The following is a 2,149-nucleotide window of genomic DNA, read 5'->3' on the forward strand; positions in this document are numbered from 1 at the left end:
CGTGCGCTCACAGCCGCTTCGCGCTGATGCGGCCCGAGCGGAAGGCCGCCTGGAGCGCCGCGAAGTCCCGCTCGTTCTGGTCGGCGTAGGCCTGGGCGAACTCGCCGAGGGCGCGGTCGAAGCGGTCGCTGCCGCCCAGGTAGGCGGCGAGGGCGACGGGGTCGCCGGAGCGGGCGTGGGCCCGTGCCAGACAGGCCCCGCACAGCCGGGCGAAGAGGACGAGCAGCTCCGGGTCCATGGTCTCCGGCCGCGGGATGCCCTTCCAGTCCCACAGCTGGCGGACGTAGAAGTCCCGCGGCCGACCGTCGAGTCCCCGCACGTGCGTCCAGCCCAGGAAGATGTCGCTGGTCGTCTGCATCAGGTGCTGTCCGGTCACCACGCGGCGGCCCTGGTTGTCCTCGCGGTCGCCGCCCGCGTGCGGGGCCAGCACCGAGTCCTGGGCCTCCTTGGCCTGGAGCAGCAGGGGATCGTCGTCGTCCCTGCCGAGCAGGAGCACGATCCAGCAGCGCGTGCCGACACTGCCGACGCCCACCACCTTGCGGGCCAGGTCCACCAGGCGGTAGTGCCGCAGCAGGTGCCTGCGCTCGGGCGGCAGCGTCTGCGCGTACCCCTCCAGCAGGGTGCGCATCTCCTCCTCGAGCACCGTCCGGGCGGGCCGGTCCCGCAGACGGCCGAGCGGAGTGACCAGCGGTGGGTCCGGGGTGATGCGACGGCCCTCCGCCGTCATCCGGGTCAGCTTGGCGTAGGCGCGCAGATGGGTGCGGGTGCGGGCCCGCTCCGCGGCCTTGGTGGCACGGCGCCCGGCCTCGCCGTCCATCGAGGAGGCCAGTTCCCGGATCCGGTCGGCGTCGTCCTGGGCGTACCAGATGTCGAGGGTGCGCATGCCGGCGAACCGGCGCATCCGCTCCCGGTACGCCCGCACGCAGGCCCGCACGACGGCGTCCTGCTCCTTCACGGGCAGCCCGTTCGCCCGGGCCGCCGTCACGAACCCGGACGCCAGCCGCTTCACGTCCCATTCGAACGGCCCCCGCAGGGTCTCGTCGAAGTCGTTGATGTCGAAGACCAGCCGGCGTTCCGGCGAGGCGAGCAGCCGGAAGTTCAGCGGGTGGGCGTCGCCGCAGAGCTGCACCCGCAGCCCGGTGTCGGGCAGCGGCCCCAGGTCCGCCGCCATGACCGCGGCCGCACCGCGGTAGAACCGGAACGGCGACTCCAGCATCCGGCCGTAGCGGATCGGCACCAGGTCGGCCACCCGGGTGGCCGACTGCTCGTCGAGCACCGAGACCGGGTCGAAGCGGTGCGGCGCGGGTGCGTAGCGGCCGTGGCCCGAACGGGGCGCCCGGCCGCGCGCGCTCCGGCCGTACGCCGCGCGTTCGGCGGGGGAGAGGGACGGGGTGAAGACGCTGGGGACGGTCATGCTCCGGCCTCCTGGTGCGGGCGGGGCAGCGGCGCGGCCGACTTGCGGCCGGTGCCGCGCCGCTGCAACGTGCTGGTGTCCGTCATTTCCATCCGACCACCCGGACGACCCCCGCGGCTCACCCCCGCCGGGTGAGGCCGATGGGGCACCGCCCGGAGCAGGCTGTTCGTGGCACGGAACCGGCGCAGGGCCGGGGACTCCCCGCCGAGCAGCCGGACCAGACGAAATGAGGCACACCATGAGCGCGACCAACACCTCACACACCCGGTCGGCGGGCACGGCCAAGCAGGGATGGGCGTCCGGCCTGACGGCCTTCGCCGCCGTGATGCTCCTCCTCCTCGGCCTGCTCAACATCTTCCGGGGCATCATGGCCGTGGCGGAGGACGAGGTCTTCGTCAGCACACCGAACTACGTGTTCGAGTTCGACCTGACGAGCTGGGGCTGGATCCACCTGATTCTGGGCGTGGTGGCCGTGCTGCTCAGCGCCGGGCTGTTCAAGGCGGCGACCTGGGCGCGGGTCGCCGGCGTGGTCATCGCCTCGCTCGTCGTGATCGCGAACTTCCTGTCCCTGCCCTACTTCCCGATCTGGTCGCTGGTGATGATCGCGATCTCGGGCTTCATCATCTGGGCCCTGTGCGTGGTCCGCAGCGACGACGGCCTCGGCACCTGAGACCGGCGTCCTCCCGAGAGCGGGGCTGCCCGTGACACGCGACGGCGCGAGCCGGGACGACGGCA

2 protein-coding genes are annotated in these 2,149 nt (G+C 73.1%); one reads left to right on the top strand and one right to left on the bottom strand.

All coding sequences use genetic code 11. From position 1 onward, the window contains the following. Positions 1-7 precede the first annotated feature (7 nt). A complete protein-coding gene (locus tag HW445_RS28100; protein ID WP_180223669.1) occupies positions 8-1,414 on the bottom strand; it encodes a DUF2252 domain-containing protein in 1,407 nt (468 codons plus the stop codon). 238 nt (positions 1,415-1,652) lie between these two features. On the opposite strand from HW445_RS28100, the gene HW445_RS28105 reads away from it, so the two are divergent. Continuing rightward, on the top strand, positions 1,653-2,084 hold the full coding sequence (locus HW445_RS28105; protein WP_180223670.1) for a hypothetical protein: 432 nt from the start codon (positions 1,653-1,655) through the stop codon (positions 2,082-2,084). Positions 2,085-2,149: the final 65 nt, after the last annotated feature.

The organism is Streptomyces sp. UH6 (genome assembly GCF_013421635.1).
Classification (GTDB): domain Bacteria; phylum Actinomycetota; class Actinomycetes; order Streptomycetales; family Streptomycetaceae; genus Streptomyces; species Streptomyces abyssomicinicus.

Bases quoted from the DNA above. Each gene is read 5' to 3' on its own strand.
- HW445_RS28100 (WP_180223669.1), bottom strand. From the start codon at position 1,414: ATGACCGTCCCCAGCGTCTTCACCCCGTCCCTCTCCCCCGCCGAACGC.
- HW445_RS28105 (WP_180223670.1), top strand. From the start codon at position 1,653: ATGAGCGCGACCAACACCTCACACACCCGGTCGGCGGGCACGGCCAAG.